The organism is Dactylosporangium sp. NPDC000521 (assembly GCF_042898305.1).
Classification (GTDB): Bacteria; Actinomycetota; Actinomycetes; order Mycobacteriales; family Micromonosporaceae; genus Dactylosporangium.
In genome coordinates, this window is record NZ_JBIAYW010000012.1 from 24,943 (window position 1) to 37,168 (window position 12,226).

10 protein-coding genes are annotated in these 12,226 nt (G+C 75.0%); 1 reads left to right on the forward strand and 9 read right to left on the reverse strand.

The genetic code is table 11. The annotated features are described in order from the left end of the window. Nucleotides 1-21 precede the first annotated feature (21 nt). The 6 genes from ACFY3L_RS34170 to ACFY3L_RS34195 all read right to left on the reverse strand — a co-directional run bounded on the left by ACFY3L_RS34170 (nucleotide 22) and on the right by ACFY3L_RS34195 (nucleotide 7,717). Nucleotides 22-1,542 carry a serine/threonine-protein kinase gene (locus tag ACFY3L_RS34170; RefSeq protein ID WP_389333605.1) on the reverse strand — a complete coding sequence of 507 codons (1,521 nt, stop codon included), beginning with the start codon at nucleotides 1,540-1,542 and terminating at the stop codon, nucleotides 22-24. Nucleotides 1,543-1,616: 74 nt separating this feature from the next. Then, a complete protein-coding gene (locus ACFY3L_RS34175) occupies nucleotides 1,617-2,213 on the reverse strand; it encodes a TetR/AcrR family transcriptional regulator (RefSeq protein ID WP_389333608.1) in 597 nt (198 codons plus the stop codon). A gap of 12 nt (nucleotides 2,214-2,225) precedes the next feature. Then, complete coding sequence (locus ACFY3L_RS34180) at nucleotides 2,226-4,373, reverse strand: YhgE/Pip family protein (protein ID WP_389333611.1); 2,148 nt, start codon at nucleotides 4,371-4,373, stop codon at nucleotides 2,226-2,228. Beyond that, nucleotides 4,370-4,936: an ATP-binding cassette domain-containing protein gene (locus ACFY3L_RS34185; protein WP_389333614.1), complete on the reverse strand. Its 567-nt coding sequence runs from the start codon at nucleotides 4,934-4,936 to the stop codon at nucleotides 4,370-4,372. Before ACFY3L_RS34185 ends, ACFY3L_RS34180 begins: the two co-directional genes overlap by 4 nt. 79 nt (nucleotides 4,937-5,015) lie before the next feature. Next, nucleotides 5,016-6,641 carry a methyl-accepting chemotaxis protein gene (locus tag ACFY3L_RS34190; protein ID WP_389333617.1) on the reverse strand — a complete coding sequence of 542 codons (1,626 nt, stop codon included), beginning with the start codon at nucleotides 6,639-6,641 and terminating at the stop codon, nucleotides 5,016-5,018. A 65-nt stretch (nucleotides 6,642-6,706) separates the two neighbouring features. Next, nucleotides 6,707-7,717, reverse strand: a complete 1,011-nt coding sequence (locus tag ACFY3L_RS34195) for a LysR family transcriptional regulator (RefSeq protein WP_389333620.1) — start codon at nucleotides 7,715-7,717, stop codon at nucleotides 6,707-6,709. A 71-nt stretch (nucleotides 7,718-7,788) separates the two neighbouring features. Here ACFY3L_RS34195 and ACFY3L_RS34200 point away from each other — a divergent pair, with 71 nt between their 5' ends. Next, complete coding sequence (locus ACFY3L_RS34200; RefSeq protein WP_389333623.1) at nucleotides 7,789-9,033, forward strand: MFS transporter; 1,245 nt, start codon at nucleotides 7,789-7,791, stop codon at nucleotides 9,031-9,033. 6 nt (nucleotides 9,034-9,039) lie between these two features. On the opposite strand, the gene ACFY3L_RS34205 is transcribed toward ACFY3L_RS34200, so the two are convergent. The 3 genes from ACFY3L_RS34205 to ACFY3L_RS34215 all read right to left on the reverse strand — a co-directional run bounded on the left by ACFY3L_RS34205 (nucleotide 9,040) and on the right by ACFY3L_RS34215 (nucleotide 12,150). Further along, nucleotides 9,040-9,615 carry a DUF305 domain-containing protein gene (locus tag ACFY3L_RS34205; RefSeq protein ID WP_389333626.1) on the reverse strand — a complete coding sequence of 192 codons (576 nt, stop codon included), beginning with the start codon at nucleotides 9,613-9,615 and terminating at the stop codon, nucleotides 9,040-9,042. A 598-nt stretch (nucleotides 9,616-10,213) separates the two neighbouring features. Beyond that, nucleotides 10,214-11,107 carry an aminoglycoside phosphotransferase family protein gene (locus tag ACFY3L_RS34210; protein WP_389333629.1) on the reverse strand — a complete coding sequence of 298 codons (894 nt, stop codon included), beginning with the start codon at nucleotides 11,105-11,107 and terminating at the stop codon, nucleotides 10,214-10,216. Further along, entirely contained in the window at nucleotides 11,107-12,150 is a 1,044-nt protein-coding gene (locus ACFY3L_RS34215; protein ID WP_389333632.1) for a LacI family DNA-binding transcriptional regulator, read from the reverse strand. Before ACFY3L_RS34215 ends, ACFY3L_RS34210 begins: the two co-directional genes overlap by 1 nt. Between the last annotated feature and the right edge of the window lie 76 nt (nucleotides 12,151-12,226).

Consider the following 12,226-nt stretch of genomic DNA (forward strand, 5'->3'; position numbering starts at 1 on the left):
AGCGCACCATCCGCAACCGCTTCAGTCATCCTCGGTGCGGGGCGGTGGCAGGCTCGCCGCGAGCCGGTCCAGGCTGGCGAGCACGGCGGTGTACCCGGCCTGCTGCGTCTTGCCGTCCTTGCGCTGCTCGCCGAGCTTCCTGCGCAGCTCGGCGACCTTCCCCGCCGCCTTGTTCTCGTCGCCCTTGGCGAGGTACCGCTCGATCTCGGCGAGCCGCTTGTTCAGCTCCCGTGCCGACTCGGCGGAGAGCTGCCCGGCATCCGCCTGCTCGCTGACGGTGGCGCGCGCCGCGGCGAGCGCGTCACCGGGCCGGGCCGGGGACGGAGCACCGCTGGTCGGCGCGGCACCGGACGTCGGGGGCGCGGCGGCCGGCGCCGAGCTCGTCGGGGCGGCACCTGACGACGACTGCGGGTCGTCGCGTCCGGCCATGATCGCGGCCGTGATGGCGATGACCGCCACGAGGACGACGACCGCGGCGAGCGCGACGCCGATCGGTCCGATCCCGGTGCGGCGGCCCGCGGGAGCCGCCTCCGCGGCCGGCGTCACCGGCATCGACTGGGTCGGCGCGACGACGGCCGCGGTGGCCCGGACCGGCTGCCGCGCGGCGGGGACGGCGGCGGTGGGAACGGCCGGGAGGGCGGCGGTGGCCGCGGTGGCGGCCGGGAGGGCGGCGGTGGCCGCGGTGGCGGCCGGTGCCGTGGCGTCTCCGAGGTGCTGCAGCAGGGCCCGGGCCTGCGCCGCCGACGCCGGCCGGTCGTCCGGCCGCTTGGCCAGCAGCGTCGCGAGGATCTCGTCCGCCCGAGGTGGCAGGCCGGGCCGGAGCCTGGATGCCGGCACGACCGGCTGGTTGACGTGCTGCCAGGCGATCCGCATCGGCGTCTCGCCGCTGAACGGCGGCTGCCCGGTCAGCATCGCGTACACCACGCACCCGAGCGCGTACACGTCGCTGCGGGCGTCGACAGGCTCGCCGGTGATCTGTTCGGGCGCCATGAACGCGGTGGTCCCGAGCACCTGCGCCGACGCGGTGAGCTCGGCCTGCCCGGCGCCGGTGACGCGGGCGATGCCGAAGTCGCAGACCTTCACCCGGTCGGTGCCGGCGCCGGTGAAGAGGATGTTGGCCGGCTTGACGTCCCGGTGGATCACCCCGGCGGCGTGCGCGGCCTCGAGGGCGTCGCAGACCTGCACCGCGACGGCGGCGGCAGCGGCGGGCGGCAGCGGGCCGGCGGCGAGCCGGTCGGCGAGGCTCCCGCCCTCCACCAGCTCCATCACCAGGAACGACACCGCACCGCCGAAGTGCGCGTCGGCGTCGACGCCGACGTCGTGGATCGCGACGATGTTCGGGTGCGACAACCGGGCGACGGTGCGGGCCTCCCGGTCGAACCGCTCCCGCGCCACCTGGTCCGCCGCCTCGGCCTCGGGCAGGACCTTGACCGCCACCGCACGGCCCAGCCGGCGGTCGAATCCCAGCCACACCTCGGCCATGCCGCCCCGGCCCAGCACCCGCCGGAGCTCATACCGACCGCCCAGCACAACCTCGACCACGGCCTACCCTGACACAACCCGGCCCGCCTCGCACGGCCGGCGGCCGGGCCGCCGGTCACCGCCGCCAGACGGCGTCACACACCCACCCGGGCCCGGATCACGGTGATCAAAGCCTCCTGGACATCGGCGAGGGAGCGGTCGGGTTCGAAGACGAGCCAGTCGACGGCGACGACGAGGCAGACGCCGAACAGCGCCGCCGCCGCCATCCGGACGTCCAGCGCGGCGTCGAAGTGGCCCTCGTCGACGCCGCGGCGCAGGGCGCCGGCGATGACGTCGACGGCCTCGCTGCGCAGGAGCTGCAGCGTCTGGTGCCACTCGCGGTTGGTGCGCCACATCTCCGAGAGCAGCAGCTGCGCGAAGGAGCGGTGCCGCTCGATGTACGCCAGCTCCGCCCTGATCAGCGCCAGGACGGCCTCGGGGGGCGCGACGCCCGCGACGGCGGCACGGAAGTCGGCGGTGAGCAGGCCGACGCCGTGCCGCAGCAGCTCCTCGAAGAGGGCGTTCTTCGACGGGAAGTTGTAGTAGACGGTGCCCTTCGCGACGCCGGCGCGCAGGGCGATGTCGTCGACGGTCGTGGCGGAGAAGCCGTGCTCGGCGATGAGCTCCATCGCCGCGTCGTACAGCCGCTGCCGGGTGTCGGTGCGCCGCCGGGTCCGGCCGTCCTCCGCCACGTGCGAAACCCCCTACATCACGAGATCCGGGTGCAGCTTGGACGTCGTCAGGCGGCGGCCGCGCCACGCCGCCAGGGTCGTCAGCGCGAACGCCGCGGCGGCGAACCCGGCCAGGACCAGTGCCCCGGTGACGACCGTACCGCCCGGGCCGCCGTTGACGAGATGCCGGACCCCCGACACGACGTACGTCATCGGCAGGAACGGATGGATCGCCTGCAGCACACCGGGGGTCGTCTCGATCGGGTACGTGCCGCCCGACGACGTGAGCTGCAGCATCAGCACCGCGAGGGCGACGAGCCGGCCGGCCGCGCCGAGCCTGGCGCCGAACCACTGCACGATCGCGGTGAACGCGACCGCCGTCAGGCACAGGAACCCGTACATGGCCAGGGGGTGCGCGGGGTGCAGCCCGAGCGCGAACCGCACGACCAGGAACAGCGCGGTCGACTGGGCGACGCCGACGGCCAGGCCGGGCAGCCAGCCGGCCAGGGCCGCGCGGTGGGCGGGCGCGCCCGACACGAGGTGCCGGCGGGTCAGCGGGCGCAGCACCATGTAGCTGATCATGGCGCCGACCCAGAGGGCGAGGCCGAGGAAGTACGGCGCGAACCCGGCCCCGTAGGTGGCGGACGGGTGCTCGGTCGAGCGGTCCAGCGCGACGGGGTCGCCGAGGACGCCGGCCCGCTCGGCGCGGGTGTCCGGGTCGTAGCCGGGGATCTTCGCCGCGCCGTCGGACAGGCCGCAGGCGAGCCGGCTGGCGCCGTCGGACAGCTCACCGAGGCCGCCGGCGAGGCGGCGGCCACCGTCGGACAGGGTGCCGAGGCCGTCGTCGAGCTGCTGGGCGCCGGTGGCGAGCCGGAAGATGCCGCCGGACAGGTCGCGGGCGCCGTCGCGGGCCTGACCGGTGCCGGCGTGCAGCCGGGCGGCACCGCCGGCGAGCTGGTCGAGGCCGTCGGCGAGCCGGTCGACCTGGGCCCGGGCGGCGGCGACGTCGTCGGCGAGGTGCGGGGCGGCGGCCGCGACCTGCCGGGCGAGCTTCGACGCGCGGTCCAGGTCGGCGCGGACGTCGGCGAGGTCGCCGGTCTCGAGGCGGGTCTCGACGGAGTGGGCCGCGGTGACGGCGGCGTCCGCGGCGGCGACGGCCGTCTTGTACTCGGCGGTGTCGACGATCTGCGGGTACCGCGACCCGAGCTTCTCCAGGGCGGCGCGGGTCGCGGTGGCCCGCTGCGTCGCGGTCCGGGCGAGGTCGGGCAGCGCGTCGAGGTGCTCGCGGAGCAGGTCGGCGCCGTCGGCGATGCTGGTCGCGGCGGCCTCGATGAGGGCGGCGTTGTCGCGCAGCACCGGCTCGACCGTGTCGGCGGCGGCGCCGACCTTGGTGGCGAGCAGGCGCCCGCCGGCGGCGGCCTGGGCGGTGCCGTCGGCGAGCTGCGCGGCACCCTGGTCGAGGGCGACGAGCCCGTCGTACAGCCGCTGCGAGCCCTTCGTGGCCTCGTCGAGGCCGGCGGCGAGGTCCCCGGCGCCGCCGGCGGCCCGGTCGAGGCCGCCCACCAGCGAGCCGGCCCCGGCGCCGGCCTGGGTGGCGCCGGCGGAGAGCTGCCCGGCGGCGTCGGCGGCCTGGGCGGTCTGCGACTTGAGGTCGGTGAAGCCGATCAGCATCCGGTCGAAGTAGCCGCCGGCGACGGACGCGGCGGCGCTGGCGCGGACCTCGGTGAAGACGCTGCGGGACAGCTGGCCGGTGAGGTAGTTGGTGGCGTCGTCGTTGACCACGAGCAGCCGCCCGCCGGTCGGGTCGCGGTCCGGGTCCGGCGGGGTGACCAGGGCGGCGGAGAAGTCGGCGGGGATCTCGAAGACGAGCTGGAACCGCCCGTCGGCGAGCCCCTTGCGGGCCGCGGCCTCGGTGGTCTGCTGCCAGCCGAAGACGTCCCGGCGCAGCAGCTTCGCGGTGAGGTCGGCGCCGGCGTGCACGGTGCTGCCGTCGGCGGCGGTCGCGGGCCGGTCCGCGTTGACGACGGCGACCGGGATGTGGCGCATGTTGCCGTACGGGTCCCAGAACGCCCAGAGGTACAGCGCCCCGTACAGCAGCGGGATCAGCGCGAGAACGACCAGCGCCGCGACGGTGATCGGTGCCCGGGTGAAGCGCCGCAGCTCGAACCTGGCGAGCCTCATCGGTGCCCCTCCAGCTCGAACACGCGGCCGGTCCCGGCCTCGCGGGCGGCGGCGATGACGGCGATCCCGTCGGCGGTGAGGGCGTCCAGGGCCTCGTCCAGCAGCGCGCGCTCTTCGGCGGACAACCCGCTGTCGACGTCGTCGACCACGACCACGACCGCGGCGGGGCCGGCGGCCCAGGCCAGGGTGAGGCCGAGCAGGTGCCGGCCGAGCACGTCGAGGTCGCGGCCCAGCGTGCCGGGGTCCAACGGCAGGTCGACGGCGACCGAGCGGCGTTTGCCGAGCAGCAGCCGGCGCTCCTCGACGTGCTCGGCGACGGTCAGCGCGGGCTCCGGCTCGTGCACGCCGGGGACGTGCGCCAGGGCGACGACGCCCTCCCGCCGGACGGTGCCGGCGCTGGTCCTGAAGCAGCCGGCGAGGGCGAGCAGCAGCGACGTGCGGCCGCTGCCGGCCGGGCCGGTGACGGTGACCCGCTCCCCCGCCTCGACGTCGAGGTCGACGTCGCGGAACACCCAGCCGCGCCGGGTCCGGGCACCGAGCCCGCGCGCTTCCACCACGCTCATGGCGGCCTCCTGACTTTAGACTGACCAGTCAGTCTAAAAACATTGCCGCGCGCTGACGCAAATGGATGTGCCGGAGGTCTCAGACCCGGAAGCCCGCCACGAGGGTCTGCACCTCGTGCGACATGCGGGCGAGCTCCGCCGAGGTGCGCCGCGACTCGGCCACGCCCTCGGTCGTGACCTGGGCCGCGGCGGCGACCGAGCCGATGCTGGCGGCGATCTCGGTGATGCCGCCGGCCGCCTCGGCGACCCCGCGGTTCATCTCGCCGGTGGTCGCGGTCTGCTGGTCGACCGCGGACGCGATGGTCAGCTGGTAGTCGTTGATCTTCGCGATGATCTCGCCGATGTCGCGGATCGCGGTGACGGCGGTGCCGGTGTCGGCCTGGATGCCGGCGACGCGGCGGGAGATGTCCTCGGTGGCCCGGGCCGTCTCCTGGGCGAGGTCCTTGACCTCGGTCGCCACGACGGCGAAGCCCTTGCCGGCGTCCCCGGCACGGGCCGCCTCGATCGTCGCGTTGAGGGCCAGCAGGTTGGTCTGCTCGGCGATCGACGTGATCGTCTTGACGACGTGGCCGATCTCCTGCGACGACTCGCCGAGCTTCGACACGGTGGCGTCGGTCGCCCGCGCCGCGGACACGGCCTCGCCGACGACGAGGGCGGCCTCGTTGGCGTTCCGCGAGATCTCCTGGATCGACAGGCTCATCTCTTCCGAGCCCGCCGACACGGTGTGCACGTTGCGGGTCACCTCGTCGGCGGCGCTCGCCACGACGGCGACCTGGTCGCTGGTCTGCGCGGCGCTCGCCGCGATCTGCGTGCTGGCCCCCGACAGCTGCTCGGCCGCGGCCGCGAGGGACGACGAGGTATGCCCAAGCGTCCGCACCGCCGCGCGCATGCTGTGGGTCGCCCGGTTGAGCGCTCGGGCCATGGTGCCGACCTCGTCGCGGGTGTCGAGGTCGAGCCGGCCGGTGAGGTCGCCGTCGGCCATCTGCGCCAGCACCCCGCCGACGAGGCGGATCGGCCCGACGATCCGGCGCACCGTGGCCCAGCCGAGGGCCGCGGCGATCAGGCAGCCGGCGACGAGGCAGGCGACGATGACGCCGCGGCTGCTGGAGTACTGGTCCGCGTTGTGCTTCGCGGCCTCCGCCGCGGAGGTCCGCTCGTAGGCGGCGAGCCCGTCCAGGGCCTTGTTGGCGGCGTCGACGAGCGGTGCGGCCTCGGTCTGGTAAGCCTGCTCGTAGACGTCCGCCTCATTGGCGGCGGCCGCCTGGACGAGCCGCTCGTCGCGGACCTTGTGCAGGCCGCCGACGGCCTGCCGCAGCGCGGCGAGCAGCTGCTCCTGTGGACCGCTCACGCCGAGCGCCTGGTACTGGTCGATGCCGTCCAGCAGCGTTTTCGCCGCGTCGAGGGCCCGCCGGCGCTGCGCCTCGGTCGTCGCCGGCGTCGTGGCGATCGCCATCATCGCCAGGCTGTTGATCTCGTCGTCGAGCGCGCCCTGCGTGGTGTTGAGCATGCTGGTCGGCAGCAGGTTCTCGGTGTAGATCGCGGTGGCGTTGTCGTTGGCGGTGCTCAGCGCGGCCAGCCCGGCCCAGGCGACCAGGCCGCCGGCGAGGAGCGCGACGGCCAGCGCCGCCGTGATCTTCACCCCGATCCGGATGTCGCCGAACCACCGGATGGGACTGCTCGCGCTGCGTGGCGTCGTGTCCGTCATGGCACCTCATCGGAGAGAACCCGTTTGCCGTCCGTTCGGCCCACGGCGCGCGCACTTGAGGCGATTCACTGTTTGAGACGGTGGGCGTCGAGCATGTCGAGCAGCGCACGGACCGCCGCGCTCGGACGGCGCGCGGAGGCCGTCGCCACGCTGAACGTCCAGCGCAGCCGCGCCCCGGCGACCGGCAGCGTCACGAGCCCGTCACCGGACCCGACCGCGAAGCGCGGGATGAGCGCCACCCCGAGGCCGTTGCGCACGTAGTCGGCGACGGTGCCGATGTCGGCGACCTCCAGAGCCACCCGCCGCTGCAGGCCCGCAGCCGCGAAGCCCCGGTCGACCTCGGTGCGGTTGCCGTAGCCGGGCGGCGAGTCGACGAACGGCTCGTCGGCCAGGTCGGCGAGGCTCACTGAAGCCCTGCCGGCGGCACTCTCTGAAGCCCTGCCGGCGGCACTCTCTGAAGCCCTGCCGGCGGCGCTCACCGAAGCCGTGCCGGCGGCGCTCACGGAAGCCCGGCCGGCGGGGTCCGTCGCGGCCCTGCCGGCGAGCCGGTGCCCGGCCGGCAGCACCGCGACGATCGGATCGGCGACGAGGACCCGCACCGACAGGCCCGCCGGCGGGCGCCCGGCCAGCGACACGAACGCGACGTCGAGCTCCCCGTCCAGCAGCGACCGGGCCAGCCCCGCCGAACCGCTCGGCGCCGCCCGCAGCCGCAGGTCGACGCCCGGGTGCTCGGCGCGGAACTGGCCGAGCAGCCCCGGCAGGTCGACGAAGCCGACCGAGATCAGGGTGCCGATGCGCAGCGCACCACGCAGCCCGCCGCGGACCTCGTCGACGGCGTCCCGGGCGGCCTGGGCCGCGTCGATCGTCGCCCGGGCCGCGGGCAGCAGCGCCGTGCCGGCGTCGGTGAGCGCGACGCGCTGCGAGGTCCGCTCGAAGAGCGCCGTGCCGAGCTCCCGCTCCAGCGCCCGGATCGCGGCGGACACCCCCGACTGCACCACCCGCAGCCGCTGCGCCGCGCGGGAGAAGTTGCGCTCCTCGGCGACGGTCACGAAGTACACCAGATGTCGCAGCTCCATCACCGTTGATGATAGCTGCGAGCACGAACATTCGTCGCTGGTGCTCGTTCCGCCGCGGCACAGTCGTGCTCATGACCAGTGTGCTGACCCGCTCCGCTCCATCAACTCCGGCGACGGCGACCCCGTCGACGGCCGCCCCGTCGACGGCGACCCCGTCGACGGCACGGCACGAGCGGGGGTTCTGGACCGTCGCGGTGGCGTTCGCGGTGTCCCTGGCGTTCACCGTCGTGCCGACTCCCCTGTGGGCGATCTACCAGCGGCACGACGGCTACTCGACGATCGACGTCACGCTCGCGTTCGCCGCGTACGCGATCGGCGTCATCGTCAGCCTGTTCCTCGCCGGCCACCTGTCGGACCTGTGGGGCCGGCGCCGGGTCCTGCTGCCGGCGATCCTGCTCGAGGCGGCGGCCGCCGCGCTGTTCCTGACCTCGACGTCGCTCGGCGTGGTCGTCGCCGCCCGCGTCCTGTCCGGGCTCGGCGTCGGCATGCTCACCGCGACCGCCACCGCGCACCTGTCCGAGCTGCACGCCGCCGCCCGGCCGTCCGCCGGCCGGGCCCGGGCCGACCTGGTCGCGACCGTGGCGAACCTCGGCGGCTTCGCGGCCGGCCCGCTCCTCGCGGGCCTGCTGGCCCAGTTCGGTCCGGCGCCGCTGCGCACGTCCTACGCGGTCTTCGTGGTGCTCCTGCTCGCGGCGGCGGCCGTGGTCGCCCGCGTCCCGGAGACGGTCACCGCCGTGGGTCGGCCGCGCCGGTACCGCCCGCAGCGGATCTCTGCCCGCTACCTCGCCGCCGGCGGTGGCGCGTTCGCGGCGCTGTCGGTGCTGGGACTGTTCACGTCGCTGGCGCCGGCCTTCGTCGCGGGCACCCTGCACCACCCGTCGCGGGCCCTCGCCGGGCTGGTCGCGTCGATGGTGTTCGCCAGCGGCGCCGCCACGCAGATCCTGCTGCGCCGCGAGCCGGTCCGTCGGCAGGTCGCCGCGGGTGTGGCGCTCATGGCCGCCGGCCTGCTCACCGTGACGGCCGGCGTGTGGGCGGCGAGCCTGCCGGTGTTCCTGCTCGGCGGCATGGTCGCCGGCGGCGGCGCGGGCGCCCTGCTCAAGGGCGCGGTCTCCACGGTCGTCGACCTGGCGTCCCCGGCCACCCGCGGCGAGGCCCTGGCCGCGGTGTTCCTCGGCGGCTACCTCGGCCTCGCCCTGCCCGTCCTCGGCCTCGGCGTGGCGACGCAGGTCCTGCCGGCGAGGCTGGCGCTGCTGGGCTTCGCCATCGTGATCGTGCTGGTCACCGCCCTCGCGGGCCGCCGCCTGCTGCGCCGCTGAGCCGGATCACGGGGCACCGGGCAGTCGGGTCAGGCCTGCCGTCCGGGACGCCTCCACCTGCTGCGCGAGGTCCTTGACGGCGGCGCTCGTGCCGTTGGTGAGCTCGGAGCGGGCCAGGCTCGCCAGCTGGGTCAGGTGCTCCCGCAGGCACTCGGCCACCTTCCGGTCGAACTCGGCACCGCTGGTCCCGCCGATCGCGGCGAGGCTGTCGGTGTCGACGAGGCCCGGCATCCTGTGCCCGGCGTGCGGGTTGGTCTCGTCGAGCCCGGCCCTGGTGCGCAAGGTCTTCAGTTGCTGGATCTCGCCGGTGTACCGCGTGTGCAGCTCACCCGCGAGCTGGACCAGCTTCGGGTCGGCGCTTCGCTGCTTCGCGAGGTCGAGGACCGGCAGCAGCTGCTCGTCCATCGGGATCATCAACTGCACCCACGCGATGTCGGTGCCGCCGAAGTCGGTCGTGGCCGGCGCGGTGGTGGTGGCCTTCACGGCCTGCGGCTGCTCGACCGGGTCGCTCGCGCACGCGGACCCGAGGGCCAGGACGGCGGCGAGCAGGGCGGCGAGCTTCGTGGCGGGGCGGGGTGGCACGGGCGGGCTCCCTTCGTCGGGGACCGATCCCGCAGTCACGGCGGTCAGGGCGCCCAGAGCCCGGAGCGACCGGCCGCGACTGCGGGATCGATGCAACGGGACGGCGGCTCGCGCGGTCGTCCCGCCGGCGGCGACCCCAACCCGGTCGCCGTCGGTGACGTGCTGGCGGGCCTTCCGGCCGGCCTGCGCGGCGCGACCCGGACGGCGCACCTGGCCGGCACCGGTGGGCTCGCCGCGGGCCGGGAAAACGGCACCGCGGGCCCGTCGGACGACCTTCGAGCAGCCCCCGCCTGGACGACCAGCCCGAACAGCCTGTCCTACGGCGTCGGTCAGGTGACCCAGCCAACCCCCGTCGATCCGTTCGAATCGTGTGGCCGGCCACCTCGGCGCTGCTCCCCGCCGGCACCCGACCCGGCCGGAGAGCGCTCTCCGTAAGGGAAGTTTCCCGCTGGTACCGGGCGGTGTCAACAGCTTGCGCCGGGTTGACGAAGAAGATCCGGACGGGCACACTCGAACCGTCTCGGAGAGCGCTCTCCAAGACGGTGAGCTGCCGGCGCGCGTCACTGACCAGGGTCGTGGCGCGCCCCGGTCACCACCGCTACGACAGCTGGAGCACCTGGTCGAGCGTGTGCGCGCCGATGGCGGCCATCGCCGGGTTGTCGGCGGAGCTCGCCGAGATCGCGGAGCCGATGCTCAGCGCCCACCCGCGCGCCCGCCGCCACGTCGCGTCCCCTGTCGCATCCTCATAGGGCACCAGCGAGTTGTAGGTCTCCCGGAACACGGCCCGCCCGGCGGCGTCGAACACCATCCAGGCGGCGGCCAGGTCGGTGGCGGGGTCGCCGGAGGTCAGGTCGCCGAAGTCGATGAGCGCGGCGAGCCGGCCGTCGTCGCCGGCGAGCAGGTTCGCCGGGTGCGGGTCGGCGTGCAGCCACACCGGCGGCCCGGTCCACGGCGGCGTTTCCAGGGACTCCTCCCATACCTTCGAGAGGCCGGGCGGGAAGCCGCCACCGGCCAGCCGTTCCCGCACCGGCTCGGTCCGGTCGGACAGCGGCACGCCGCGGAAGGCGTTGGGCGGCGCGTCCGGCGGCGCGGGGACGTGCAGCGCGGCGAAGCAGCGGGCCAGGTCCGCGGCGAACGCGACCCGCTCCGCCACGGGCACCGCGGTGGCGGGGCGCCCGGGCAGCCACGGGTTGATGCTCCACGGCCACGGATACGACCCGGCCGGCTCCCCCACCGCCGCCGGGACGGGCACCGGCACCGGCAGCAGCGGCGCCAGGCGCGGCAGCCACCGCTGCTCGCCGACCAGCAGCGGCACCGCGACGGCGCGCCGTGGCAGCCGCACCGACCAGGCGGCGCCGAGGCGGTAGACGGCGTTGTCCCAGCCGTTGGCGACCAGTCGCAGCGGGCCGTCGAAGGCCGGGTGCTGCGTCCGTACCAACGCCGCCACCAACGACTCGGAGACCTCCACCTCGGCGGCAGGGGTGCCGGCCATCACGCGGACTGCCGGACGACGAGCTTCGGGTCGAAGATGACCGACTCGACCCGCAGCGAGGGGTCGTCGATGCGGGCGAGGACCAGGCGGGCGCTCTCCGCCGCCATGTCCTCCAGAGGGTGCCGGACGGTGGTGAGCTGCGGCCGGGCGTCGAGCGCGGCGCTGCTGTCGTCGAAGCCGACGACCGCCACGTCGTCGGGGACCCGCAGCTCGCGGCCGCGCAGCGCCATGACGGCCGCCTGGGCCATGACGTCGTTGGCGACGAACACGCCGTCGAGCTCGGGCTGCTGGTCGATCAGCTCCAGCAGCGCGGCCTCCCCCGACTCGTAGGTGAAGCCGCCCTCGACGGTCGGGAACCAGGCGTGTCCGTGCCGCGCCAGGGCCTGCCGGAAGCCGGTGAGCCGGTCCTGGCTGGCGGGCACGTGCGCCGGGCCGGTGATCATGCCGAGACGGGTGCAGCCCCGCCCGATGAGGTGCTCGGCGGCCAGGACACCGCCGGCGTCGTTGGCGAGGTCCACGTAGCTGATCGGCACCGGCTGGGCGGGGCGGCCGACGAGGGCCGCGGCGATGCCGGCCTCGTAGAGCTGGCGGGGCAGCGTGTCGTCGGGGTGCAGCGACAGCACGACCGCGCCGTCGGCCTGGCCCTGCCCGAGGTCGCCGACGAGCCGGCCCCGCGCCTCGTCGGTGCCGACGATCTGCAGCGCGAGCTGGATGCCGCGGGGGCGCAGGACCGACATGACGCCGCCGACGATCCGGCCGAAGAACGGGTCGGCGAAGAACCGGCGCATGAACGGGTCGTCGTCGTGGCTGACGGCGTCGGAGACGACGAGGGCGACGGTCCCGCTGCGGCGGGTGACGAGCGACCGTGCGGCGCGGTTGGGCACGTAGCCGGTGGCGTCGACGGCCTGCCACACGATCTCGTGCAGCTTCGGGTCGACGTTGCGAACACCGTTGATGACGCGCGAGACCGTCGCCCGGGAGACGCCGGCGGCTTCCGCGACGTCTTCAAGGGTGGGCTTGCGGGCCGAACGCGGATCGCTCATGGCCGGTTTTATAGCACGGAGCATGGAGAGCGCTCTCCACTACATAGCATGAAATTCCTCGAAAAATACAGACGAA

Coding starts and splice junctions, on each gene's coding strand:
- ACFY3L_RS34180 (WP_389333611.1), bottom strand. CDS start 4,373: ATGAGGCTCGCCAGGTTCGAGCTGCGGCGCTTCACCCGGGCACCGATC.
- ACFY3L_RS34215 (WP_389333632.1), bottom strand. CDS start 12,150: ATGAGCGATCCGCGTTCGGCCCGCAAGCCCACCCTTGAAGACGTCGCG.
- ACFY3L_RS34190 (WP_389333617.1), bottom strand. CDS start 6,641: ATGACGGACACGACGCCACGCAGCGCGAGCAGTCCCATCCGGTGGTTC.
- ACFY3L_RS34185 (WP_389333614.1), bottom strand. CDS start 4,936: ATGAGCGTGGTGGAAGCGCGCGGGCTCGGTGCCCGGACCCGGCGCGGC.
- ACFY3L_RS34195 (WP_389333620.1), bottom strand. CDS start 7,717: ATGGAGCTGCGACATCTGGTGTACTTCGTGACCGTCGCCGAGGAGCGC.
- ACFY3L_RS34210 (WP_389333629.1), bottom strand. CDS start 11,107: ATGGCCGGCACCCCTGCCGCCGAGGTGGAGGTCTCCGAGTCGTTGGTG.
- ACFY3L_RS34200 (WP_389333623.1), top strand. CDS start 7,789: ATGACCAGTGTGCTGACCCGCTCCGCTCCATCAACTCCGGCGACGGCG.